20 protein-coding genes and 1 pseudogene are annotated in these 26711 nt (G+C 35.9%); all 21 read right to left on the reverse strand.

Annotated features, from left to right (window positions below; translation table 11 throughout):
- Positions 1 to 28: 28 nt before the first annotated feature.
- Entirely contained in the window at positions 29 to 1021 is a 993-nt protein-coding gene (locus ACM39_RS18410; protein ID WP_048512517.1) for an aspartate-semialdehyde dehydrogenase, read from the reverse strand.
- 31 nt (positions 1022 to 1052) lie between these two features.
- Positions 1053 to 1484: a hypothetical protein gene (locus tag ACM39_RS18415; protein WP_048512518.1), complete on the reverse strand. Its 432-nt coding sequence runs from the start codon at positions 1482 to 1484 to the stop codon at positions 1053 to 1055.
- A 95-nt stretch (positions 1485 to 1579) separates the two neighbouring features.
- A complete protein-coding gene (locus ACM39_RS18420) occupies positions 1580 to 4354 on the reverse strand; it encodes a TonB-dependent receptor (protein ID WP_048512519.1) in 2775 nt (924 codons plus the stop codon).
- Between the two features lie 211 nt (positions 4355 to 4565).
- On the reverse strand, positions 4566 to 5426 hold the full coding sequence (gene nadC / locus ACM39_RS18425; RefSeq protein ID WP_048512520.1) for a carboxylating nicotinate-nucleotide diphosphorylase: 861 nt from the start codon (positions 5424 to 5426) through the stop codon (positions 4566 to 4568).
- 11 nt (positions 5427 to 5437) lie between these two features.
- Complete coding sequence (nadB, locus tag ACM39_RS18430; RefSeq protein ID WP_048512521.1) at positions 5438 to 7009, reverse strand: L-aspartate oxidase; 1572 nt, start codon at positions 7007 to 7009, stop codon at positions 5438 to 5440.
- 30 nt (positions 7010 to 7039) lie between these two features.
- Positions 7040 to 7666 carry an NAD(P)H-dependent oxidoreductase gene (locus tag ACM39_RS18435; RefSeq protein WP_048512522.1) on the reverse strand — a complete coding sequence of 209 codons (627 nt, stop codon included), beginning with the start codon at positions 7664 to 7666 and terminating at the stop codon, positions 7040 to 7042.
- Between the two features lie 99 nt (positions 7667 to 7765).
- A complete protein-coding gene (locus ACM39_RS18775; RefSeq protein ID WP_053073352.1) occupies positions 7766 to 10021 on the reverse strand; it encodes a T9SS type B sorting domain-containing protein in 2256 nt (751 codons plus the stop codon).
- A 224-nt stretch (positions 10022 to 10245) separates the two neighbouring features.
- Positions 10246 to 12504, reverse strand: coding sequence for a T9SS type B sorting domain-containing protein (locus ACM39_RS18780; RefSeq protein ID WP_053073353.1), 2259 nt, complete (start codon positions 12502 to 12504; stop codon positions 10246 to 10248).
- Between the two features lie 177 nt (positions 12505 to 12681).
- Complete coding sequence (rnhA, locus tag ACM39_RS18450) at positions 12682 to 13158, reverse strand: ribonuclease HI (protein ID WP_048512523.1); 477 nt, start codon at positions 13156 to 13158, stop codon at positions 12682 to 12684.
- A 105-nt stretch (positions 13159 to 13263) separates the two neighbouring features.
- Positions 13264 to 14850 carry a replicative DNA helicase gene (gene dnaB / locus ACM39_RS18455; RefSeq protein WP_048512524.1) on the reverse strand — a complete coding sequence of 529 codons (1587 nt, stop codon included), beginning with the start codon at positions 14848 to 14850 and terminating at the stop codon, positions 13264 to 13266.
- A gap of 137 nt (positions 14851 to 14987) precedes the next feature.
- On the reverse strand, positions 14988 to 17060 hold the full coding sequence (locus ACM39_RS18460; RefSeq protein WP_048512525.1) for a T9SS type B sorting domain-containing protein: 2073 nt from the start codon (positions 17058 to 17060) through the stop codon (positions 14988 to 14990).
- A 115-nt stretch (positions 17061 to 17175) separates the two neighbouring features.
- Positions 17176 to 19278 carry a T9SS type B sorting domain-containing protein gene (locus ACM39_RS18465; protein WP_048512526.1) on the reverse strand — a complete coding sequence of 701 codons (2103 nt, stop codon included), beginning with the start codon at positions 19276 to 19278 and terminating at the stop codon, positions 17176 to 17178.
- A 33-nt stretch (positions 19279 to 19311) separates the two neighbouring features.
- Positions 19312 to 19920 (reverse strand): hypothetical protein, encoded by a 609-nt coding sequence (locus tag ACM39_RS18470; protein WP_131701496.1) that lies wholly within the window; start codon positions 19918 to 19920, stop codon positions 19312 to 19314.
- 90 nt (positions 19921 to 20010) lie between these two features.
- Positions 20011 to 21246: an MFS transporter gene (locus ACM39_RS18475; RefSeq protein ID WP_048512528.1), complete on the reverse strand. Its 1236-nt coding sequence runs from the start codon at positions 21244 to 21246 to the stop codon at positions 20011 to 20013.
- 93 nt (positions 21247 to 21339) lie between these two features.
- The gene (locus ACM39_RS18480) at positions 21340 to 21702 is read right to left on the reverse strand and encodes a hypothetical protein (protein WP_048512529.1); all 363 of its coding nucleotides are present in this window, start codon (positions 21700 to 21702) and stop codon (positions 21340 to 21342) included.
- A 69-nt stretch (positions 21703 to 21771) separates the two neighbouring features.
- Positions 21772 to 23271 (reverse strand): GH3 auxin-responsive promoter family protein, encoded by a 1500-nt coding sequence (locus ACM39_RS18485; protein ID WP_048512530.1) that lies wholly within the window; start codon positions 23269 to 23271, stop codon positions 21772 to 21774.
- Between the two features lie 51 nt (positions 23272 to 23322).
- A complete protein-coding gene (locus ACM39_RS18490) occupies positions 23323 to 23658 on the reverse strand; it encodes a DUF4280 domain-containing protein (RefSeq protein WP_048512531.1) in 336 nt (111 codons plus the stop codon).
- A 24-nt stretch (positions 23659 to 23682) separates the two neighbouring features.
- Positions 23683 to 24600 (reverse strand): hypothetical protein, encoded by a 918-nt coding sequence (locus tag ACM39_RS18495; protein WP_048512532.1) that lies wholly within the window; start codon positions 24598 to 24600, stop codon positions 23683 to 23685.
- A gap of 73 nt (positions 24601 to 24673) precedes the next feature.
- Positions 24674 to 25633: a hypothetical protein gene (locus ACM39_RS18500; protein WP_131701497.1), complete on the reverse strand. Its 960-nt coding sequence runs from the start codon at positions 25631 to 25633 to the stop codon at positions 24674 to 24676.
- Between the two features lie 31 nt (positions 25634 to 25664).
- Positions 25665 to 26435: a hypothetical protein gene (locus ACM39_RS18505; protein WP_131701498.1), complete on the reverse strand. Its 771-nt coding sequence runs from the start codon at positions 26433 to 26435 to the stop codon at positions 25665 to 25667.
- A gap of 69 nt (positions 26436 to 26504) precedes the next feature.
- Positions 26505 to 26711: pseudogene (locus ACM39_RS19325) on the reverse strand (hypothetical protein); the annotation flags it as partial.

Genomic DNA, 26711 nt, shown 5'->3' on the forward strand with positions numbered 1-26711 from the left:
TTCTGAGACTCTTTTTTATTTTGTTAGTTTAAACTAAGTTATTTGCTACAATGTATTCTGCGATTTGCACAGCGTTGGTAGCAGCACCTTTCCGCAGATTGTCTGCCACAATCCAGAGATTCAGCGTCTTTGGCTGAGACAAATCCCGTCTTATCCTTCCGACGAAAACTTCGTCTTTTCCTTCGGAATATAACGGCATGGGATATTCGTTGTTTTTTACGTTATCCAATACCACAATTCCCGGAGTTTCAGATAAAATTTTTCTTACTTCATCAAGGTCGAATTCGTTTTCGAATTCAATATTTACACTTTCAGAGTGACCTCCCTGTACGGGAACTCTCACTGCAGTTGCTGTTAGATTAAATGTATCATCACCTAAAATTTTCTTAGGCTCTTTCATTAGTTTAATCTCTTCTTTAGTATAATCATCATCCGCAAAAACATCACAGTGTGGCAATGCATTTTTGAAGATTTGATAAGGATAAACTTTAGTAACAGAATCGTCTCCACCGATTTCTCCGTTTAGTTGATCAACAGCGGCTTTCCCGGTTCCGGTTACAGATTGGTAAGTAGAAACGATTACTCTTTTTAAATCATATTTTTTATTCAAAGGCCCTAAAACCATTACTAACTGAATAGTAGAACAGTTCGGATTTGCAATGATCTTATCTTCTTTTGTTAAAACATCAGCATTAATTTCGGGAACAACTAATTTTTTAGTGGGATCCATTCTCCATGCTGAAGAGTTATCGATAACCGTTGTTCCTGCTTCAGCGAAAAGCGGGGCAAACTCAAGGGAAGTATCACCTCCGGCTGAAAAAATTGCAATATCCGGTTTGGCTGCTATAGCGTCTTTCATGCTTACAATCGTAAATTCTTCCTGTTTATACTTCACCTTTTTACCAATAGATTTTTCCGAAGCTACCGGAATTAATTCTGTGATAGGGAAATTCCTTTCTTCTAGAACTTTAAGCATGACTTGTCCAACCATTCCTGTTGAACCGACTACAGCTACTTTCATTTTAATGATTAAAAATTATTAAGTTAATATATTATGCCCCAAAGACTCTTGTCCAAGGGAATGCGAATGCAAATAAACCTACAGCGATTAATCCCATAATAACAATTCCTAAAGAAATTGTAGGATTAACTTTTACTTTTTTGTTGACAATCGTCATCAATACAGCAGCAACCAACATTGAAAAAGGATGTTCTACATATTGGAACCTCATAGCTGAGTTTTTCATAATTTCTCCCATATTTGCACCTGATGAGAAAAAGGTAATAAGCATAATGATCCCCAATAAAAACTGCACATGGAAGAAAATCATAGTGAAAAGTGTAGTTTTCTTTAAAAACTTGTTTACTTTCCCGCTAAAGCCAAACATTGTAACCAACAAAGCAATCACAAATAAGGCTACCAAAAGCAATTCCAAATACCCAAATCCTTTATGAGCATTAAGTAAAATGTTGTAAAAATCCATATTTTGTTTTTTCTATTTTTTCCGAGTACAAATATAACAAAAATCCCAGCGATAAGCCGGGATTGATATTTATAAAATCTAATGTTTTTATAGTATTAGAATCTGTAAGATAGAGAAGCCGCCCAAGTTCTTCCGAATCCGAAATAAACGTTATTGCTAACATCTAAACCTTTGTAGAAGTTTTTAGGATTTGCATTATAAGCATCTAATGCAGCTTGTGCCTGCGCATCAGTCGTTGTTGGTGTCTTAAAATCTGTTAGAGTCTTCTTAACTGATGATCTCAAATCTGAAATGTAAGTAGTATCAAATAAGTTATAGATATTGGCTGTAACGATTAGCTTGCTACCATTTGTCAAATTAAATGTATAAGAAGCTCCAACATCTGTAAGATTATAAGAAGGTGCTTTCAAAGACCCTTTTTCTGATCTGGCAGCAGGGATGTTTCCATCTTTAATAATATAACTATTATTGATGCTAAACGTTCCGTACAAATTATCATAATATCTCCATGTTCCGAAAACATCAAGATTTTTAACAGGCTTCACCGTTGCTCCTAATGCAGCTGTTGTTTGTGCAGCATCCCCAACTTTCAGTCCATCCAGAGCCAAGACAACTTCGTCTTTTCCGTTTGTGATAATTGGATCACCGTTTACATCAGCTACTCTTCCTGTTGGATTGTTTTTGTATTTCCAGTTTCCTACAGAAAGCATTCCGTTGAACTCCAGCCAGTTTAAAGGTTTATAGAACGTTTCTAATTCAGCACCCATATGCACTTCTCGCACACCTGTCAAACTTGCAGTACCATTTGTGCCAGGAGTGCCGTCATCATTAGTATAAGCGATACCTGTTACACGAACGAATCTATCTTTCCAATCTGTGTAATATGCATTCAAGTTTGCTCTGAATTTTCCACTTTTGAAACCATAACCGATTTCAGCAGAGGATACTTTTTCGTTTCTTAAATCTTTGTTTTCGATTTGCTGATATAAAGAACCAAATGTTTTTGTTGGTAATGAATAAGGGAAAATAGCATTTTGATTCGGTTGCTTAGAATAAATACCAACATTTACGAAAACATTGTGCTGTTCGTTGATGTTATAATTCAAACCAGCTTTTGCATTATACCCGAATCTGAATTTCTGATCTGTAGTTCTGTTAACTTCTTGTCCTTGTTGTAGGTGACTTGCAATCAAAGTGTTTACTCCGTTCACTACTGCATAAAGATCTTGTGTGCCTACCCAATTGTCAATTCTTTGGTTACTTTGCTCAGATGCAGAACCTTGAACAAACGCTGAAATTTTGTCATTTGTGTATTCTAATTGTCCGAAAACTCCTCCCCAAAGAACTTTACCATCATAATTTCTATATACAATCTGTGATTTGTCTTTTACAGCCGCTGCAAACGGATTTGCAGGAGGCGCTGCGTCATATGATTGTGTAACAGTGTAATACGGATATTGGTTGAAGTTTCCTGCTTCACGGTATTCTTTGTTTCCTAAGAAGTCAGTAACAAGACCTGGATGGTAACCGTAGTAATATCTTGCGTCTAACCCTACTGAGAAGTTCCAGTTGTCGTTGATTTTATGTTGGAAATTGGTCAAAATTCCGTACCAGTCGTGCGAATTTACACTAGCTCTTCTGGTAATACCGTTAGAGCTTGTTCCTATGAAAGGTGTTGCATTTGTTGCAACATAGTTTACATTATTCGAGTTCCAATTAATATTATTTCCATTAGTTCCCTGGTTGTAAGCAAAAATGTCATCCCAACGAATCAACCCGTTTTGATCTTTTAGAGCAATATCGTTTATTCCCTTAGACTGTGTCGCCCCTGTTGCAGATTTTCCTACAATACTACCCAAAATTCCGGTTCCTCCTCCACGTCCCCAAGACGCATAAAGAACCGTTGATAATTTAGATTTTTTGGTCATTGTCCAATCCCAGTTGATCGAAGCAACGGGCTTACTGTAATAGTTTACGGATTGAGAATATTGTTGTCCGTTCAAGTAGCCCCAGTTGGAGTTGTATCTTCTGTTGGGCTTGTCAGACAAAACGCCATCTAATTTCCCATCACCCATATCCAAATCGGTTGCGATGGTGTTATTAAAAGTTTGGTTATGCCATTGTGGAGCTCCCGTAAACGTAAATTGAAAATCGTGTTTTTTGTTTGGCTGGAAACCTAGAGCGAAATAATAGTTGTAAGCCTCAAAATCTGAACCGTCAATATACATTGCTCCGGCTGTTCTACTCATCAAGAATGAAGTAGACCATCCTTTTAAAGATTTTCCGGTATTATATGAAAATAAAGTTTTAAGATAGCCGTCATTACCCACACCCACAGTTACATTACCTTCTTTCTTTTTGTCTGCTGCTCTTGTAATAATGTTAACTGTACCTCCAACAGAAGCAATTGCTAATTTTGAAGCTCCAAGACCTCTTTGTATCTGCATTGCAGAAGTTACATCAGAAAGTCCAGCCCAGTTAGACCAATATACTGTACCACCTTCCATATCATTAACGGGAACTCCATTAATCATTACTGCGGTATTAGAAGTGTCAAAACCTCTTACGTTCATACGTCCGTCTCCAAAACCACCACCACCTTTTGTAGCATAGATAGAAGGAGTTGTTGATAAAATCTCAGGGAATTCTTGGTTACCCAATCTTTGTACAATTTGTGCTTCTTTGATTGTCGAAACTGCTACGGGAGTCTTTCTATCTTTAGCGATATCGGCTACTCCGGTTAGTACAACTTGTTCAATGTCTTTGGATCTTGTGTCTTTAACAGTATCCTGAACTTGTTGAGCGTAATAAACACTAGCTGTAGATAAAGTAATTATCGCAGTTAGCATTGATTTGTTGATTAATTTCATAATCGTTAAGTAATAGTTAGATTTAAATTTTATGCAAAAATCGGCAAATAAATTTTAACTAATATTAACTGTATGTTAATTTTTATTCAATCTCGATAAGTCTTAATTTGTTGATTTTTAACAAATTAGATAAAAAGTGAAATTTCCTATGAAAAAAATCATATTATTGAATTTTTAATAAATAGCCTATGTTTTTATTAAAAATTCAACGCTATTTCACTGCTTTGAGACTCAGATCGATATTCTCTGCAGAGTGGGTTAGGGCTCCTGCGGAAATAAAAGTAACACCTGTGGCGGCAATTTCTTTAAGCATATCTCGAGTAATACCTCCTGAAGCTTCAGATTCACATTGGCCGTTGATTATTTTTACTGCCTGCTTCATAGTTTTTACATCCATGTTATCAAGCATGATTCTGTCAACTTTTGCATTGATAGCTTCCTGAACTTCTTCTAAATTTCGGGTTTCTACTTCAATTTTAAGTTTTTTCTTGCTTTTTTTAACATAATCTTTTGCCATTTTTACAGCATTGGTGATGCTTCCGTTATAATCTATGTGATTGTCTTTTAGCATAATCATGTCATAAAGACCGTATCTGTGGTTGGTTCCGCCACCGATTGCTACTGCCCATTTTTCACAAACTCTAAAATTGGGAGTAGTTTTTCTTGTATCTAATAATTTGGTTTTTGTGCCAATCAATCTTGAATCCCAATCATTCGTCATTGTTGCAATTCCGCTCATTCTCTGCATGCAGTTTAGAACAAGTCTTTCTGTTGAAAGAATTGATCTTGCGCTTCCGGTAACGATAAAAGCGATATCTCCAACTTTTGCCGTTGTGCCGTCTTTAATGAAAGTTTCAACCTTTAAGTCTTTATCAAAAGTTTTGAAGATGATTTCAGCCAGTTCGACCCCGGCCAAGATACAGTCTTCTTTTACTAAAAGCTTTGCGCTTTGTTTCAAATCTTTCGGAATTGTTGAAAGAGTAGAGTGATCGCCATCCTGAATGTCTTCTTCTAAAGCATTTTTGATGAATTGTTTTAAAACTTTATCTGTTGCGTAGCTTGGTCTTTTCATTTTAATGTGCTTTAAGCTAAATCTTTATTGTAAAACGCCCCTTTATTTTCTTTCATTTCCATTGATTGGGAGATGATAAGGTGAGCAACGGTTGTTAAATTTCTTAATTCGGATAATTGAGGCGAAAGGATAGAGTAGTGGTAGATTTCGTTAACCGCCGCTGCAATTTCCTGATGTTTCTGCAAAGCCATATTCAGACGACGGTTGCTTCTTACAATCCCGACAAGATCACTCATCATTTCCTGAAGCTGTTTTCTTAGATAGGAAATAATGACCATTTCATCCATGATTTTCATTCCTTCTTCATTCCATTCCGGAACAGCTTTCAAATCATCAAAATTGAAATTATTTTCATTTAATAATTCCATAGTTTTCATTGCTGCGCTGTGTCCGAAAACCAAACCTTCCAACAATGAATTTGATGCTAATCTATTCGCACCATGAAGCCCGGAATTGGTGCATTCCCCGACAGCAAAAAGATTTTTAATGGATGACTGCCCGTCTTTATCAATCTCGATTCCGCCCATCAGATAATGACAAGCCGGAACGACAGGAATTAATTGGGTAAAAGGATCAACTCCTTCGTCTCTGCATTTTTTGTAAATATTCGGGAAATGCTCTAAAAACTTTCCGTGATCCATATTCCTGCAATCTAAGCCTACATATTCGTCACCTGTGATTTTCATTTCGTTGTCAATGGCCCTTGCAACAATATCCCTTGAAGCTAATTCTTCACGTTCATCATATTTATGCATGAATTTTTCACCTCTTTTTGTTCTTAATTTCGCTCCGTCTCCACGTACGGCTTCAGAAATTAAAAACAGCATTCCATCGATTTTGCTGTATAAAGCTGTCGGGTGGAACTGATAATATTGCATATTGGAAACCTTTCCCTTTGCACGTGCCACGAAAGCGATTCCGTCTCCTGTTGCGATGGTTGGGTTGGTCGTATTTTTATAAACATGACCGGCTCCGCCTGTTGCAACTAATGTTATTTTTGAAGTGATTTTTTTAATTTGTTTAGACTTTTCATCTAAAATATAAGCACCATAACAGTGGATATCTCCCTCGTTTAACTCTTTTCCCGGGACATGATGCTGGGTAATGATGTCGATTACGTAATGGTGATCTAAAATCTCAATATTGGGACTGTTTTTAGCCGTTTGTAGTAAAGCTCTTTCTATTTCAAAGCCTGTGATATCTTTGTGATGAACAATTCTGTTTTCGGTATGGCCACCTTCCCTTCCTAGAGCGAATTCGCCATTTTTCATGTCGAAATTAGCTCCCCATTCTACAATTTCGTTGAATCTTGCAGGAGCTTCTTTCACTACCATTTCCACAACATCTCGTTTGTTTTCCCCATCTCCGGCGCGCATTGTATCTTCGATATGTTTGTCAAAATTATCATTTTTAGAATCTGTGACTACTGCAAGACCACCTTGTGCATATTTGGTATTGCTTTCATCTTCATCAGATTTTGTTACTATGATTATTTTGGCATCAGGAAGCTGCTCAGAAACTTTTATGGCAAAAGAAAGTCCCGAAATACCGGAACCAATCACTAATACATCCGCTTTTATCATATGCTTACTTTAGGTACAATTGTCTAATAATTAAATAAATTTAAACAATTTTTCGTTTGGTTTTCTTACTTTTTTCATATGCTGGAAATGATCTTCTTCCGAACGGTAGCCTAAAGCGAGGGTTACGGTTACTTTCTCGGTTTCCGGATCGATATCTAAAACTTCTTCAATCAAATCCTGGCGGAAGCCCTCCATAGGGCAGGAGTCAATGTTTTCGATAGCTGCAGCGTACATTAAATTAGCTAAAACTATATAAGACTGCTTTTCTGCCCAGTTAAAAATTTCATCTTGGGTTTTTTGATTAATATGTTGACTGATGCTGTTTTTGAATAGATTGAGATTTTCAATCGGGGTTTCTCTTACCTCAGAAATATGTCTGAAATAACCATTAATATAGCTTTCATCAACTGTTTTTTTTGATATGATAACAATTAAGTGAGAGCAGGTGGATATTTGCGACGGATTGTAAAATGCAGGAATTAATTTTTGCTTCATCTCTTCACTTTCAACCACCAGAATTTTATAAGGTTGAAGCCCTAAAGAACTTGCAGACAGTTTTCCTGCCTCAAGAATGTTGTTTAAGGTTTCCCGGGGAATAATTGCGTTATTGAATTTTTTTACAGAATATCTTCTGCTTAAAGCTTCCAAATAATTCATATTACAAATTTAAGAATTGAATATGAATAAAATAGATTTAAAATAAAAAGAATCACCTCAAATTTGAAGTGATTCTGTAATATAATATGAATGTTTGTGCTATTCTCTGTTTTTCACGATGATCCAACCTGAAAACTTGAAGGGTGTATTCTTTTTGTCAGTCTCGTTCCATGTTACGGAATACCAGTAATTTCCTGTGGGAACTTTTCTCCCGTTTACAGTACCGTCCCATTTGTATTGCGTGTTTTTGTCTCCTCTATGGATTTGTGCTCCGTATCTGTCGAAAATACTGAATACTAAATTTTGTTTTCCGGCCAAAGCTGAATAATCAATAACGTCATTCACGCCGTCACCGTTTGGAGTAATCACGTTTATTAAGTTCGGAACTACAATTGAAACCGTGATTGGCTCACAATCATAGGCGTCTTTTACATAGACAGTGTGATCTCCTCTGGAAAGGTTTGTAAATACATTAGAATCTTGCCAGTTTACATTGTCTAATGAATATTTGTAAGGAGAAGTTCCTCCAATTACATTTACACTAATGGTGTTTGCTGTAATATCAATATTTGAAATGACGGGCTGGTCTGCGGGAATTACTTTTACTGTTTGTAAAGCAACACAGTCTCCTGTTTTTAGTTTTACCCAGTATATACCAACTCCCACATTGGAAATTGTTTGTGTAGTTGCTCCGGTGCTCCATTCATATCCGTTGAATCCTGGCCCTGCATCTAATACTGTTTTATCTTCCATACAGATAATTTTATCTTTTAATACTGAAGAATAAACAGGAGGAATAACTACTAAAGTAACTTTCGCAATAGCATAGCATCCCTGTGCGTTTGATACTTTTATATAAATAACACCATTTGGAGCAATGTATGCTGCCGGAGTTGCTATTGCATTGGTTCCGTTGACGGCGTCGGTCAATGATGGGTAATAGTCTTTTGTAACGCCAGTTTGTGAGGTGACAAGCGCAGAGGTAAGGTTAAATGATGCCATTGAAGGATTGATTTCAATGAAACATGATCTTAATATAGCGTCATTAACAGTTACGGTAGGATGGTGCTTTAAAGTTACTTCCGCTACATCCACACAGCCTTGAGGTGTTGTTACTTTTACATAAATTGTTGCCGGAGCAGATGGATAAGCAGTAGGGTTTGGAATTTGATTAATGTCATTATTCAAATCATACATTGAATTATAAAACTGCATGGTAACCCCGGGAACAGTGGAAACGGCAGCTGTTGTTAAATCAAATATTGCAACGCCTGCATTATTGTTGTTGCAGCTTGTTAAGGTCGCATCATCAGCAGCAAAAGGTGTCGGGTTTAATACAATTTGACCGTCACCATTGTCACATAAAGTAGACGATGGATCTTTTATGACAACCGTAATCGTTGTATTTCCTGAATATTGGAAAGCCTGCGGATTGGCAATTGGAGTGGAACTTCCTAAAACATAATATGTAAAAATATAATTTCCGGGGTTAGCTGTAAATTGAGTATTATAAGAAGTCAAATCTACGATACCATTTCCTGTTGCCGGATTTACACAGACAAAAGGAGTGATTGTATTGGTAAGAATAGGTACTTTATCAATAAATATTTTAGCATTTTTGATGGAATGCCTTGCGGATGCCCCTCCTGTCGCGGCAGAAAAGCCAAAATATCCTATTGTCATACCGACAGCTCCTCCTGACGGGGCAAAGGATTGAGAAACGATAGTGTTTCCGTCAATTTTTATAGTGATGATCCAGTTTGTAGGATTGGTAAGATCTGTTTCTCCGTTTACTTCTACGTGTTTATAAGTTGCTCCTACAAACGGTTGGGTAGGGTTGAGATCTGGTGAGTGAAAAGTACTTCCGGGCGTGTTGTTGTATTCAATATTGCTATTCAGGGAGTTATTAGTGCCATATAAAAGATGTACTTTACTCATCTGACCTTCGGTGTCATTGTTAAAAATATCAAAGCCTACCATTAATCCGTTGGCATTTGCAGGAATACCAAGCCCTCCTCCGGAAACAAAACCTGTTGGTGGGTTTGCCAGATACCAGAAAGTGAAACCGTCTCCACGTCCGAACTGAGCTGTTCCGTTCCCGTCAATTCTAAAGTCGAATTCTACTTTCCATTTATCACAATATTTAAGGTTAATAGGGGTAGATAATTTTATGGCTCCATATTGATTTCCGACATCCTGAGTAAGTTGTATAAAGTCTCCGTTTACGGCAGCACTAGATACCATATCCCATCCCGTAGTGACGACAGGGTTGCCTACAAGCTGGTAAGTTTGAGAAAATAACTTTCCTGATAAGCAGGATAAAATGATAAAAAAATAAAAGAGAGTTTTTTTCATTTGAAGTGAGTTGGTTATTTTGTTAATATCGTAAATGTATTGAATTTTATTTTTTTTAAAGCATTTATTTTTGTCAATTATGTAATTAAATGAGTTTAATTTTAAATATTTATCTAATTTTTAAACTTGAATTATTTTAATTCGAAATTGAGAATAGAAAATTATAATCTTAAAGCGAATAAAAAATCACTCCGGAAAAGGGGGAGTGATTTTTTAAAGATTGCTTAATCTCTATTTTTTACTAATATCCAGCCAGAATATTTTGTCTGAGTATTATTTTTATCATCTTCGTTCCAAGTGATAGTGTACCAGTAAGTCCCTGTAAGGATTTTTTTACCGGAAGCAGTGCCGTCCCAAGTGAAGTTTCTCATTTTGTTGGCTTCATAAAGTTTGTTCCCGTATCTGTCATATACAATGAAGACAAGGTTCTTTTTGTAAGCCAAAGCTGAATAATCAATAAAATCATTCACATTGTCGCCATTTGGAGTGATTGCATTAATAAGATTTGGAACGGTGATTTGTACATGTACCGGCTCACAGTTGTAGAAATCTTTCACAAATATTTTTACTTCACCTCTTGGAAGACCTGAAAATACATTAGAATCCTGCCAGTTGATACCATCTAAAGAATATTTGTAAGGTGGAGTTCCTCCATTTACATTTATTGAGATTGTATTGTTTGTAATATCAATACTTGAGATTGTGGGTTCTGCTGCAGGAATAACTTTCACAGTCTGTAACGTATAGCAGTTTCCTGTTTTCAGTTTTACCCAATACATTCCGACAGGAACACCTTGAATAGAAGAAGTTGTAGCTCCTGTATTCCACTCATATCCATCGAAGCCGGGCCCTGCATCTAAATTTGTTCTGGCATCAATACAAATAATTTTGTCCTTTAAAATAGATGATTTTACAGGAGGTAAAACTACCAGGTTAATTTTAGCAATCATATAGCAGCCATTTTCATCAGTAACCTTTACATAAGCTGCACCACTTGTAGAAATGTAAGCATTTGGATTTATTATTTCGTTGGTTCCGCTAATGGCATTTGCTGCGGTTGTGTAATATTTTTTTGAAATTCCTGTTTGAGCAGTTACATTGGCTGTGGACAAATCAAAAGAAGCAGAAGTGATATTTGTATCAATGAAACAAGATTGTAAAGTTGCTTCTTGTACAATGATCGGATTATAGAAACTTAAAGTAATCTCAGCAGTATCCATACATCCTTGAGGTGTTGTTACTTTTACATAAACTTTTCCCGGGATTGAAACGTATGCATTGGTATTTACTATTTCATTAGTTCCAGCATTAAGATCTGCCAGATTTTTATAATATTTTTTGACAGCTCCTAAAACATTCGTAACCGCAGCTGAATTAAGGTTAAAAGTCCCAGTTCCTGCATTGTTATTATTACATGCTTTTAATGTTACATCATCTGCATTCAGTGGTGAGAGTGTTAAAACAATCTTTCCGTCCGGATTGTCACAAAGAACACCTGCGTTGTCTTTTACAACAACATTTACTGTAGTATTTGAGGTAAACTGATAATTGGCAGGAGTCGTAATCGGAACTCCAGTTGAGGTAAAATATGAAAATGTATAGTTTGCTGTATTGCTCACAAACTGGTTATTGTAGGAAGTTAAATTTACCGTTCCGCTGTTTGTAGAAGGGTTAGGACAAGTAGATACAGGAATTGAAGATTGTAAAATCTGAACTTTATCGGTATAAATTTTCACATTTTTGATAGAGCTTCTCACGGAAGCCGCCCCGGTAGAGCCTGAAAAACCAAAGTATCCCGTAGTCATTGTGGCAGCCGCTCCCTGGGGTGCAAATGATTGAGAAACAATTGTATTTCCTTCGATTTTTAAAGTAATAATCCAGTTTGCGGGAGTTGCGGGATCTACCTCACCAGTAACCTCCACATGTTTGTAAGTAGCTCCTATAAAAGGTTGTGTAGAAGTAAGGTCAGCTGAATGAAACGAGCTTCCGGCAGTATTATAATATTCAATATTATTGTTATCGGTCGTGTTTTGTACCACGCCATAGGCGAGGTGTACCTTATTCATCTGTCCTGCAGTAGTGTTATTATAAAGGTCAAAACCTATCATGAGACCGATTGCATTCTGAGGAATTCCTAATCCTGAACCAAGTTGACTCACAACCGGCGGATTTTGAAGATACCAGAAAGCGAAACCGTCTCCTCTTCCTGACGATGTACCGTTTCCGTCAAGCCTAAAATCAAATTCGATGCGCCATTTGTCACAATATTTTAGATTGATTGGGTCGTTTAGTTTGATTGCTCCGGATTTATTAGTTAAATCATCGGTAATCATCACAAAGTCTCCATTTACAACTGTTGACGGGACAACAGTCCATCCGGTCGTGTTCACAGGATTTCCTGTGAGTTGGTAAGTTTGAGATGAAAATCTCCCGGAAAAGCAAAGTGAAATGAAGAAAAAATAAAGCAGTAAATTTCTATTCATTTAATATATCACATTAATTAGACATGTAAAGATATTGATTTTCTTGAAATAAATATATATTTAATGTTAATTTTCTAAAAATAAAGATATATTTGATAATGATTATTAATTTACATGATGAAATATTAAAAGGGTGTAATTTGAAATTATTCTAAATTAATATTAAATACAGTGAATTTAAAAAAGAGAATTGTTTTCGAGGTTTTCAAAATAAGTGTCGATTTCCAAATTGGCAGATGCGGCGGCAGCGACAGCAAGTTTATCACAAAGTTCGTTCTCAAAATGTCCTGCATGTCCTTTTATCCAATGCATTTTAGGCTTGTGGACATTATACAGAACGATAAATTTTTGCCACAAATCTGGATTTTTCACATTTTTCCACCCTCTTTTTATCCAGCCTGCAATCCAGTTTTGATTGATAGCATCAGCAACGTACTTACTGTCAGTATAGATATGAATATCGTTTTCCGTAGATTTTAATTTTTCCAAAGCGGTAATCACGGCCAATAGTTCCATCCTGTTATTGGTGGTTTTTCGGAAACCCTTGGAAAAAGTTTTTTGGTAATTTTTTTCAGGAACGCGCATGAGAATTCCATATCCTCCTTTTCCGGGATTTCCGCTGCAAGCTCCGTCTGTGTATATTTCGATTTTCAAATTTTAGATTATAAAAAATTCTTAAAAACTCATTTCAGATTTAGTTTAAAACTACTAAAAAATACAAGTTTTTAAGAATAGTAAGGTTTATTTTTAAATTAAATTTTAAAATGGAAAATCATCTTCATCGTCAAAATCATTCATTGAAGAACCGGAAAGTTTAGAACTGTCAGGTAAGTCAAATGCTGCGCCTGGTTGAATAGTCGTTTTAATTTTATCAAAGCCACTCGGTTCAGCAGGACCAAAATTTGACGGGAATCCATCCATACCTCCTGTTGCTGCTTCAATATCACCAAATTTCGCAAAATGCTTCAGGAAGGAAAGCCTTACATCTGCTGTTGCTCCGTTTCTGTGTTTTGCGATGATCAATTCGGCCTGGTTTTCCGTTGAGGTTTCCTGTCCTTCTTCATCATTATCCCAAACACTAATTTTATAATATTCAGGTCTGAAAATAAATGATACAATGTCGGCATCCTGCTCAATAGCTCCGGATTCTCTCAAGTCAGAAAGCTGAGGTCTTTTTCCGGGACGGGTTTCCACGCTACGCGAAAGCTGAGAAAGTGCAATTACCGGAACATTTAATTCTTTTGCGATGGCTTTTAATGAACGGGAAATCATAGAGATTTCCTGTTCACGGTTTCCGGCTCCTTTTCCGCCACCTCCGGCTGTCATCAGCTGAAGATAATCGACCATGATAAGTCTTACGCCGTGCTGCATTACCAGTCTTCGGCATTTTGCACGGAAGTCGAAAATAGAAAGGGAAGGAGTTTCGTCAATAAATAAAGGGGCATTTTCCAGCTCTGATACATTTGAGAATAGTCTTTGCCATTCATCATCATCCAGAGTCCCTTTTCTTAATTTTTCAGATGAAATTCTTGTTTCAGAAGCGATCATCCTGGTGATCAACTGTACAGATGCCATTTCCAGCGAGAATAATACCATCGGAATTTTGTGACCTACTGCAATATTTCTTGCCATCGAAAGAAGGAACGCGGTTTTACCCATCGCCGGACGTGCTGCGATGATGATAAGATCAGAATTTTGCCAGCCGCCGGTTTCCTTATCTACATCTCTGAATCCTGAAGGGACTCCGGAAAGTCCTTCTTTGTCTTTTAAAGATTTGATGGTTTCGATAGCTTGTTTTACCAATGAATTTGCAGTGTCAAATCCTTTTTTGATGGTTCCGTTTGTAATTTCAAAAAATGATTGTTCAGCTTTATCTAAAAGTTCGAAAACATCTGTTGATTCTTTATATGAAGCATCAATTACGTTTGCTGAAACATTGATTAAGCTTCTTAAAATATATTTTTCAAGGATAACACGAACGTGATATTCAATGTGAGCAGAAGAGCTGACCCCCATTGTAAGATCAATGATATAATGATCTCCACCTGCCTGATTCAGTTTTTCTTCCTTCTTTAAATCCTGAATAATAGTCATCAAATCGACCGGCTGGTTGCCTTCATATAACTTCAAAATGGTAGCAAATATTACCTGATGTCTCGGATCGTAAAAAACTTCCGGTGTAAGTAAGTCGATAGAATAATCAAGCCCTTTTTTGTCAATCAAAAAAGTACCAATAACCAACCTTTCGAAATCTAATGCATTTGGAGGCATTTTCCCATCAGCAATTGACAGCTCTTTCGCAAAGTTTCCGTTTGTAAGAGATGATAATGTTTCTTTCTGCGCCATGATTTTGCAAAGATAGTTTTTTTGGAAAATGATTTACTAACAAATTATTCGCAATTGTCTTAAAGTTCTAATATATTAGTGACAAAAAAATCACCCCAAAAATGAGGTGATTTCATTTAAATATTTTTAAAAAAATATTAGTCTTTATTTTTTACCAATATCCATCCGCTATATTTTGTTTGGGTATTGTTTTTGTCATTTTCGTTCCAGGAAATTGTATACCAATATGTACCTGTAACGATTTTCTTACCTGAAGCAGTTCCGTCCCAAGAGAAGTTTCTCATTTTGTCAGCTTCATAAAGTTTGTTTCCGTATCTGTCATATACTATGAAGACAAGGTTCTTTTTATAAGCTAAAGCCGAGTAATCTACTACATCATTCACATTATCTCCGTTTGGAGTAATTGCATTTACTAAATTTGGAACTGTTACCTGTACATCGACAGGATTACAGTCATAAGAGTCTTTTACAAATACTTTGTTTTCACCTCTCGGAAGACCTGAAAATACATTAGAATCCTGCCAGTTGATACCATCTAAAGAGTATTTGTAAGGTGGAGTACCACCGTTCACGTTTACTGTTATCGTGTTGTTTGAAATATCTAAGCTAGAAATTACAGGCTGCTGAGATGAATAAACTTTTACGAATTGTCTAGTGTAACATTTTCCTGTTTTTAAAATCACCCAATAGGAACCTACCGGAACGTGACTGATAGATTGAGTCGTAGCGCCTGTGCTCCATTCGTACCCATCAAAACCTGCTCCTGCATCTAATGTTGTGGTATCTTCAATACAAATAGTCTGATCTTTCAATACTGTAGATTTTACCGGAGGTAAAACAAGAAGATTGATTTTAGCAATAGCGAAACATCCTTCTGTACTGAAAACTTTTACATAAACAGTGCCTGTTGTAGTGATATAATTGTTTGGATTAATAATTTCATTAGTTCCGTTGTTTGCATTGGTAAGTGTAGTATAAAACTTTTTAGTAGCGCCTGGAACGGATGTAACATCTGCGGATGTTAAATCAAAAGAAGCCGTTGTAATATTTGATTCAATATAACAAGATTCTAGGCTTGCATCTTTTACAATTACAAGCGGGTGAAATTTCAGGGTAATTTCGGCATCATCAGAACATCCGTCAGATGTCGTAGTTCTTACATATACTTTTTTCTCTGCGGAAACATAGGTTGCAGGTGTCAGAATTTCGTTTGTTCCGGCATTCATATCATTGAATGTAGGATAATATTTTTTGATAATATTAGTACCTGAATAAACCGGTGCAGATGTTAAATCAAATGTACCTGTTCCTACATTGTTATTGTTACATGCGTAAATTGTAGCATCCTGAGCAACAATATTTCCTTCCCTGAATTTGAAGTTCCCTGTCTGGAAACATCCGTTGATAGGATTGTCAGGATTATTTGGATCGGTATATTTTAGTCTATAGTAGTAAGTGTCTGTTGCGTTTACCATTATTGGTGCTGTAATCGGAGCATTTCCTGTGATAGCATCATTAGTGGTTAAATGATAAGTAATCGTAAAATTCGGGTTGCCATTAATGATCCCGGCAGATAAAGTGCTGAAATCAAACATAGTTGGCAATGAACATTTCATAATCTCATTTGGAGAGGTTGGAGTAGGGCCTGCTACGCCAGGTGGAACAAATGGATTGGGAGTCAATGCGGGATCATTAAATGCAGATGTTAAAGTAGCTGTTCCTCCCCAAGTTAAAGAAAAACCATAGGGGTTACTTGGGATATAGTTATCTATAAGAAGATAGTATTTTTCTCCTGCAACAACAGTTAGAGGTGCCTCCCACTGAGATCCGGTTATTGTAGAGCTTAATCCTGTTGGCCCACTTGTACCAGAGAAATTACATCTGATTGCATTACCAAAATCCCACGTAGTACAATCAATATTCGGTCCGTATACCGCAAAATCATAATCGTAATGCAGTACACCAGGAACTGTATACGGAGTTATGGTAAACTCAATTGTTCCGGAAGTTGCCGCAGTAAATACATACCAAACGGAATAATGCTCCACATCTAAACAACTGGCAGAAGTTGCCTCCTGAATTGTGCCTGAGCTATTTGGATTATAAGAAATATTAGAATTGCCGCAAACCGGAATTGCCGTAATACAATCCGATTGCGAGAAAAATAATTGCGAAATAAATAAAATAAAAAGCAGTAGTGATTTTTTCATTTTAAATGAATTTAATATAACAAAAGTAGCGAAAATAATGACAAAATGTTAAATATAATGATTCATACGTGAAAAAAACCGCCCTCAAAGGCGGTTTTTTTCACGTATGATAATGTTATTCTCTGTTCTTAACCATTACCCATCCTGAAAACTTGAAAGCAGTATTTTTTTTGTTGTTTTCATTCCAGGTTACAGAATACCAGTAAGTTCCTGTAGGTACTTTTTTACCTCCAATAGTTCCGTCCCACTTGTATCCATTCATTTTGTCAGCCTGGTGGATTTTTGTTCCATATCTGTCGAAAATGCTTAATACTAAGTTTTGTTTACCAGCTAAGGCTGAATAATCAATGATATCATTTACCCCGTCTCCATTTGGAGTAATAACGTTGACTAAGTTTGGAACCACAATAGTAACTTCAATAGGGTCACAGTCATAGGCATCTTTTACATACACTGTGTGATTTCCTCTCGATATATTTTGGAAAACATTAGAGTCTTGCCAATTTACGTTATCCAATGAATAGTTGTAAGGAGGAGTTCCGCCAATTACATTTACTGTTACAGTGTTTGTAGCAATATCAATATTTGAAATAACAGGTTGTTCTGCAGGATACACTTTCACGGTTTGTAATGCAACGCAGTCTCCTGTTTTTAACTTTACCCAATAAGTGCCTACACCTACATCAGTAATCGTTTGTGTAGTTGCTCCTGTGCTCCATTCGTATCCGTTGAATCCTGGACCCGCATCCAATGTTGTTTTATCTTCCATACAGATGATTTTATCTTTCAGTACTGAAGAATAAACCGGTGGAATAACAACCAGGGTAACTTTTGCCACAGCATAACAGCCTTGAGCGTTTGTCACTTTTACATAAGCTACCCCGTTTGGAGCAATATATGCTGCCGGGGTTGCAATAGGATTGGTTCCGTTGACTGCATCTGCCATTGATGGATAATATGTTTTTGTAACACCGGTTTGTCCGGTTACAAGGGCAGCTGTAAGGTTGAATACTGCTGTGGAAGGATTTGTTTCGATGAAACATGATCTTAAAATAGCATCATTATTTATTACAACTATTGGGTGGAATTTTAAAGTAATCTCTGCAATAGCCACACACCCATATTCATTCGTTGCTTTTACAAAAGCAGATCCTTCTGATGAAGTATAAGCATATGGAGTTGTAATCTCATTTGTTCCAGCATTTAAATCCGGCATTGAAGGGTAGTATTTTACCGTAAGGTTGGGAGTTAAACCCACATCTACAGATGTCAGGTCATAAAGTGCCGTCCCTGAATTATTGTTACTACATTCAGTAATTGAAGCAGGATTTAATGTAAAAGATCTGTCAATGAAGTTTATCGTTCCAAAGTCCCTACATTGGTTCAGGAAACTTGTAGGACTGTTCGGATCCACATAAGATATTGAATAATGGTATGTAGTTGCTACGTTTGCGGTAATAGGACCTGTGATAGGATTTACATCATCCATTGCATCAGTTGCGCTTCTGTAGTATTTAACAATAAAGTTGGGGTTTCCGTTAAGGATTTGTGACGTCCACATAGAGAAGTCATAAGTAAATGATGGACTACAAACGTTGATTTGACCATCTTGATCCGGACCTGCTCCTAAAAACGGATTCGGTTGATAAATTTGTGCAGAATTATGGTCAAACGGAGTAAGTAAAGAAGCAGTTCCTCCAAAAGTTAGAGAGAAAGGTGCAATTGTAGTTGAAAAGTTATTTAAAAGTAAATGATATACTTGTCCTGGAAGTACATCAATATATTTTACAAAACCATCACCGCCACCGTCTTCAGAAGTATCTGTAGCAGTCATATTAAGACCTGTCAGAGGTGGTGTAACTGATGAGAATAGTCCGGCATAAGAACATCTTAGCGGAGCTACGTTTAAGTTTGCACAATTATGGTTTGGCCCGTATAATGCCCAGTCGTAGTCAATATTATTTGCACCGGCACCAGTAGGGGTAATTAGGAATGTTAATGTTCCTGCAGTTTGTATACTGAAGGTAAGCCAGATAGAATTACTTTCTCCATAAAGACAAGAGCCTGTTGCGTGTTCTGATTCTGCAACAGTCCCTGTTCCTCCAGGTGTTAATGCAATATCGGCATCACTACATATTGGAATAGCTGTAATACAGTCTTGTTGAGCAAAGACCATTTGAGTTACAAAAAATAGAAAGACCAGTAGATATTTTTTCATGTCGATCGATTTAAAATTTTCTTAATCCTAAGATTACTTAATAGTTTGAATTAACTGATTACCCCAGTTTGGAGTAAGGGAGCTTGAAGAAGCAGAAGTATCAAATTCTTTTGAAGCTTTTTGATACAGACTTTCCGCCTCGCCAGTTTTGTTGGCCTGTTCAGCTACTCTTGCCTTAAGTATAGCTAATCTTGGATTGTTTGACGCGCTTCCTTCCACTTTCGATATGTATTCAGATACTGTATTCAAGTCTTTTTGAACGTTTGGAGAAGCGTTCAACGTTACACGCTGAAGATAAATCAATCCTAAAAGGATTTGAACTTCTTCATTATTCTGTTGAGAGCTTAATGCTCCCATTGCAAATTTACCTGCTACTGCATTGGATGTTGTAAGAGACTGGTTCGCCCCTTTTTTTATCAGTAAATCGGTTTTTAAATACGATGCAACAGCGGCATAGTAATAAGCCTGCCATTTTTCAGAAGTTTTAGATTCTGAGAATTTTTTAAAAAGATTATCGTAATCAATTGCCGTTTTAGCAGTATTGATTTGTAAAACAGATTGTTGAAGGCTTTTATCGGTAAAAGATTGAGCATTGGCGCAAAAGCCCAATACGCAAAAGCAAATTAGTAGAGTTTTTTTCATATAGGGGAATTTTAATATACAAATATAAAAAATTATTAACGTTGAATTAAAGTTTTTATTATATATTTAATAAAATCCACCTTATGGCTTTTAATATTGCATTTTTCTGAGCTTCGGATTTGTGCTTGCTACAAGTAAAGCAACCAAAACAGTCATTGTTCCTCCGAAAACTACCGAACGTACGACTCCTAAAAGTTTGGCCATCAGACCACTTTCGAATTGCCCCATCTCATTGCTAGACATAATGAAAATAGAGTTGACGCTCAAAACTCTTCCTCTAATGTGATCCGGTGTTTTTAATTGAACAATTGTACCTCTGATTACAACAGAAATTCCGTCAAGCATTCCGCTCAATACCAAAAACATAAATGACAGCCAGTAAAGATGGGATAACCCGAATCCGATTATACAAAGGCCAAATCCTGTAACAACAGCAAGTAAAACTTTTCCTTGGTTTTTTCGTAACGGAATGATGGATAAAATAGTAATAATGCACATGGAGCCAATATCTGAAGCTGCATTGAGCAGCCCGAATCCTTCCGCCCCGACTTTCAGTATGTCAGTAGCATACACAGGAATCATGGCAACTGCCCCTCCGAAAAGTACAGCAAACATATCAAGACAAAGTGCACCTAAAATTTCTTTAGTTTTAAAAATATATGAAATTCCTTCACGCATACTTTCCACTACGTTTACCTGCTCTTTTTTATGTTCAGATTCCTGCTTATTAAGTTGAAGGAAAAATAATGAAGCAAAGAATATTAATGAAATAATGACAACTAATGTCCATTTTACACCGAAATAGCCAATTAGAAAACCACCGATTGCATGCCCGCAAACGGATGATATTAAGAATGTTGCCTGATTTAAGGTGACTGCATTCGGAAGATTTTCCTTTTTTACGATTTTTGGAATCATAGAAGGAACAATTGGCCCGATAAAAGCTCTCGCAATACCTGTGAAGAAAATTACACCATAAATGAAATAGGTAATCTGATGACCTGTAAAATGCATTTCTACATTCAAAAATGCAGGGATTAATAACAGGCCAATCAGAAAAATATAAGTATAGTTACAGATAAGAAGCAGTCTTTTTTTCTCATTCATATCAATAACATGACCGGCGTACAAAGCACAACTCACCGCAGGAATCACCTCCGAAAGACCAATTAGACCTATTGAAAACGGATCTTTTGTCAATTGATATACCCACCATCCCAATAAAGTAGCAAGCATTCTAAAGGCTAAAACAATAAAAAATCTTCCCGTGAGAAGATTCCTGAATTCAACATTTTGCAATGTCTTTAACGGCGTAAATGAAATCATGCACAAAAATAGCCCTAAATATTTACTTAGAGCTATTGATATTGTAGTTTTTCAAATGATAAATCAAATGAATCTTAAAAGATAAAATCTATTTTAGTCTGCTCTGGATGAGCTTAAAACGATAGCTGCAACACCTGCCGCACCGATTACCGCCGCACCTGCTGTGATTCCTGCCTTTCTGCTGTCTCTCACTGCTGCCACCTTAGCTTTAGGAATAATAACTTCTGCGCTGTCTTTTTTTCCTGCTGTCCCAATCAGGTTGTCTCCATCCACGTTACGGAATAACATTTTTTGATTTTTTGAACCATCTTTCATCATTACAGTATACATTTTTCCAGCCTCAAGGTTTGAGTAATCGTTTTTGGAAATATCTTCTGAATATTTTGTAGTCGCACAAGACGAAATTACAAACAGAGATGTCAATAAAGATGATTTTAAAAGTACAGATGCTCTCATTATTATTTTTTAGTTTTTCAAATTTATAATTTTTTTCGAATATATGTTTTTGGAATTGAAAAAATATGCTTAAAGTTTATAAATTTCCAATAAATTCGCAATTTTTCTGTCATTGGCAAGTCTTGGTGTTTTATTTTGGCCGCCTAATTTGCCCTGAGATTTTGCATATTCATGAAACGCATTTTTCTTCAGTTTTGATATATGAAGTTTTTGCAAAATATTTCCCGAAATCAAATCGTCATAATAAGTATTGCGTTTTCTAAGCTGATTATCAAGTTCATTTTTGAATAAATCAAAATTTTCAGGTTCTTTCTCAAATTCGATAAGCCATTCATGATAAGGGAGTCCTTCACTTGGGTTCACTTGCGGAGCGAGATGAAATTCTGTGATTTGGGCGGGATATTTTTCCAGAGTGGCTTTCAAAGCTTCCTCCACTTCAAAAGCAATCACATGCTCGCCAAAGGCTGAGGTAAAATGTTTTGTTCTTCCGCTTACCAGAATTCTGTGCGGATTTTTATCGATAAACCTCACAACATCACCAATAGAATAGGCCCATAAACCTGAATTTGTCGTTAAAATCAAAGCGTAATCTCTATTCAGCTCGACTTCCTTTAACGTTAATCTTTTCGCATCAGGGTTTCCATATTCTTCCAAAGGAATAAATTCATAGAAAATACCATGGTTGGTTAAAAGTAATAATCCTTCTTTCGTATAATCATCCTGAAATGCAAAAAAACCTTCTGAAGCAGGAAAAGTCTGAACAATATCAACTTTTCCTCCCAAGAGTTCTTCCATCTTATCACGATACGGTTCGTAATTTACTCCGCCTGTAACGATTAATTGAAGGTTTGGGAAGATTTGTTTGATCTTCTTGCCGTGCTTTTCGATCAGTTTTTCAAAATACATAATCAGCCAGGGCGGAATTCCTGAAATCAAAGTCATATTTTCTTTTTCAGTTTCCTCAACGATTTTATCAACCTTTGTTTCCCAGTCTTCGATCATGTTGGTCTCTAAACTCGGAAGCCTGCTTTTTTGTAAATAATTTGGAATATGATGGGCGACAATTCCCGAAAGGCGGCCTGTTTTTATCCCGAAAGTTTCTTCCAATTCGGGGCTTCCCTGTAAAAAGATCATTTTTCCTTTTACAAAATCAGCATTGTTTTTTTTAGCAATATAATGGAAAAGCGCACTTTGAGCTCCTTTGATTTGATAAGGCATTCCTTCTTTAGATATGGGGATATATTTTGAGCCGGAAGTGGTTCCTGAGGTTTTTGCAAAATATTCGGGAGTTTCCGTCCAGAGAATATTGGCCTGGCCTCTTTTTATTCTGTCGATGTAAGGTTTCAAAACTTCATAATCGGCAACCTGTACTTTTTCCTGAAAATCCTTGACAGATGTAATATTTTCAAAATCATGCTCCCTTCCAAAAAGAGTTTTTTGGGCTGTTTTTACAAGATACAATAATAAATCTTCCTGGTTTTTCTCTGCATTTTTTTTGAAATCATCAGCTTTTTGGACATGTTTTTTTGCCCAAACCAGTGCCACATTTTTCTTTAAGAAGTTTAACATGGCTCAAATTTATAAAAAGTATACAAACTGACAGCTTTGTTGAACTAATTATTATACCTCATGTTTTTCCGTGTGCCCTTTGTCTTGTACGGAGATTTTACCGCCTACCGAACATTGGCACGTGCTTTCATCTGTAAGAATTTTAAAATTATTAATAGTATCCTTTTCCGTGGTCTTATCCCATTTGACAACGGCAGGTGTGCATTTACTTCTGGTTACGGTACAAACCCCGAAACTTGGAACATTGGTCTCGGGTTGTTTGTCCTGTTCTGTGGCGATGAGTTTGTTCTCTGCTTTGCTAAAGGTCTGGCTGGTTACTTTTAGCTGGCTTGGTTTTGCGCCTTTATCACAAAGCAATAGGGCAGTTTCTGTGAGTTTTTGTGGCATAACATCATATTTTATCCTTGCAGATTATCCCCAAAATCCTTTTTTCTTCTTTGGCGTGCTATCATCGCCTTTTTCCCAGTCTTCTGCAAGGAAAGGACTTTTGTAGCTTTGGTTCTCTGCTGTTGGTTCTTGGCTTTTAGGCGTATAAGGTCTCCCTGTTCTTTTGCAGTAGGCTTCGTATTCTTTTTCTTCGTAGGCTTGCCATTCTGATTGAGTATAGCTCTTGCCTTGGTAGGTTTTGTAAATGGCAGATGTATTTTTATCTTTTAAACCTTCTAAATAGTTTTGTAAAAGACTTCCTTTTTTGTCTCCAAGAAATCTCTTTACTGTAAACAATGTTTCTCCTGTAGTGCCGTTAATGAGGTAGCATTCAACATTATTTCTGTTTGAGTTGTCATAATTATACCAAATCTCATATAATGGAATATTTAGGTCTTTTTTTTCTTCATAACGGTAAAGGCTTATGATGTGTTTGGTATCCAGTAAATCTATATTATATTCGTTCTTCATTTTGTTTATCAAATCTTCTATTGAAAATTTATATGGTTTGTCATAATCGGTTTCCTTAATAAGTTTGCCTGTTTCATCATAGTATCTCTGTATTCCTATTTTAATGGAGTAAAATTTTTTCGTTTCTATTAAAAGAGTCTTGTTCTTATAAGAATAAACATAATTGTACTCGTAAGGAGTGATTTTATTACTTTTTTCTACTATAATTTTTTCTTTTTTTTCATTTGTATAAATTATTATCCTCACTCTATCATTTCCATTTATTAAATGTTTATCATCTTCTGATGATTCATAGAATGAATCTATTTCCCAGTCTTTGTATTCTTTTTCGTTGTAATATTTCATTTTGCCGTTATTTGAGTTATTATTTATTTTTTGTCCACTACAATTGTTAGATAAAAGCATTAAACTTACTATAATGATATTTTTCATTTTTCAGAGATATTAGGATTTATGATATGCCACTGCCAACACCATATAATATAACATAAATAATAAAATTAAACTATAATATTCTTTTCCACCAAGGAAGAGATTTTTGGAATTCTTCCCATTCTGCTTTTGTATAATATCTCCCGTCATAGATTTGGTAAATATTTTTGTCTGCGGTAAGTTCGTTATTGGAAGAATAAGCAACACCAAGTTCTGCTTTTTGCGAAGTTCCTTTTTCTTCGGGAGAGGCGAGGAAAGAAGTATTGCTTCTTTTCCTTACCTCATTTTTTGACAGATTTTCTTCTCCAATTATTTTTTTAGACAAGACTTTTCCTGTTTTGCCATCCAAAACAATTTCCGTATAAATTAACATTATGGCATTGCCCACAACTTTTCCGTTTTCGATAATAGGTTTTTCTCTTTCTCCGGGAATGTCTTCTTCATGACATTCTATAACCCAAACTTTTTGCCCGTTTCGGATGTCTTTTTTGATACGGTTATGGTCACCCATATTCAACACGGTGTATTCTCCCTTTGGGAATACTTCGTTGTTTAGGTCTTCGTATCTTTGGATTGTTTTCAGGGATTCGGCATATTGTATGACCTCTTTTAGTGTAAAATCATACCCATCATCGTAGTTAGTTTCTTTTATAAGTTTTCCGTTTTCGTCAAACTCATACCAAATGCCCATTTTAAAGGTATCTTGGTTGAAGGAGATGCCTTTAAATTCAATATTTCCATTAGGGTAATATCCTTTCCTAATCAAATAATAAGTATTTTTTATATATTCATTATGATAAACATCATTTCCAAAATCTTTAACTTCAATAAAATTTCCATTTTGAAGAGTTTTTGTGTAATCGCCTTTTGAGAAATTTATTTTCTCGAAATCTTTTGTTACTAAATATTGATATGGATTTATTTTTTTGTTTTTAAGAGCTGTTTTCTTTTGTGTATTCTTTTGCTTTCTGTGTTGTGCATTGCAGTTGTTCAGCGACAAAAGACAAATGCAGACCATAATTATATTTTTCATACAATTGTTTTTTTAACGAATACTATTTTTTCTACAATATCCTTTTCCACCAAGGAAGCGATTTTTGGAATTCTTCCCATTCTGCTTTTGTATAATATCTCCCGTCATAGACTGGGTAAATATTTTTGTCTGCGGTAAGTTCGTTATTGGAAGAATAGGCAGTGCCTATTTCGTTAGGAGATTTAAGATGAGAAGTAGACTTACTTTCCGTTTTTTTTATTTTGGAAAAATCTACTTTCTCTCCTGTAGAAGCATCTAATAGATATTTTTTTGTAGGCTTATCATCATAGCTTATGAATACCATATAATAAGCAAATTGTACAAATTCTCGTATCACAAGTGTATTTTGCCTGTTATCAAAAATATCTCGTCCTTCTGTTTTTAGGATAATTTCACGTATATCAGTATAGGAAAGTTTGTATTTTTCCTCCTCATTTTCTTCCAAAATCATTTTTCCGTTTTCGTCATACTCACGATAAAAGCCAATAGGATTGTCGTGGAAAATCATCGAGCCTGTCTTTCTTAATCTTCCTTTTTCGTCGTATTCATACCAATCTTCTAAAGTTGAATGTTTTTTACTGATATTTTCTTGATATACCGTTCCTGATTTTAATTTGGCTCCTGTTTGTTTGGTTATTGTTCCAAACTGTTCATACTCATAGTTTAATGAATATTTTCCAATGGCATTTTTTTTAAATTTTTCTATATCGAAGTGTCTCATTTTAGTTTGTTTTGTAAAATATTGGCTGGTGTAGCAGGAGGCTAATAACAATAGGGTAATAAAGTAAAGTGTTTTTTTCATTTTTTGGAGATATTTGGATTAATAATACTCCATTTGCCAACGACATAATGAGAGTTTTTAGAAAAAAAATTATAAAATCCTTTTCCACCAAGGAAGCGATTTTTGAAATTCTTCCCATTCTGCTTTTGTATAATATCTCCCGTCATAGATTTGGTAAATATTTTTGTCTGCGGTAAGTTCGTTATTGGAAGAATAAGCAACACCAAGTTCTGCTTTTTGCGAAGTTCCTTTTTCTTCGGGAGAGGCGAGGAAAGAAGTATTGCTTCTTTTCCTTAC

It is taken from the genome of Chryseobacterium sp. FH2 (assembly GCF_001045455.1).
In the GTDB taxonomy this organism is placed as follows: domain Bacteria; phylum Bacteroidota; class Bacteroidia; order Flavobacteriales; family Weeksellaceae; genus Chryseobacterium.